The 252-nt window shown below is 48.4% G+C and carries 1 rRNA gene; it reads right to left on the bottom strand.

Going from position 1 to position 252, the window contains the following annotated elements:
* Positions 1 to 3 precede the first annotated feature (3 nt).
* A 5S ribosomal RNA gene (rrf, locus tag IB252_RS30725) occupies positions 4 to 119 on the bottom strand.
* Positions 120 to 252 lie beyond the last annotated feature (133 nt).

The following is a 252-nucleotide window of genomic DNA, read 5'->3' as shown; positions in this document are numbered from 1 at the left end:
TAATCTTGACGATGACCTACTCTCACATGGGGAAACCCCACACTACCATCGGCGATGCATCGTTTCACTGCTGAGTTCGGGATGGGATCAGGTGGTTCCAATGCTCTATGGTCGTCAAGAAATTCGGGTACTGAGTCGTAGCCAGTTGGCTTCGCTTCAGCAAATTGGGTATGTGACAGCTTTCGGTGTTTTGTGAGATTCGAACTTTCGGTTCATTTCGTCTTCACACACCGCAATCTGATGCTCTTTCGA

Source organism: Pseudomonas sp. PDM10, assembly GCF_014852295.1.
Classification (GTDB): Bacteria; Pseudomonadota; Gammaproteobacteria; order Pseudomonadales; family Pseudomonadaceae; genus Aquipseudomonas.
The sequence above is the reverse complement of the archived record's forward strand: the minus strand, read 5'-3'. Positions and strand labels throughout refer to the sequence as shown.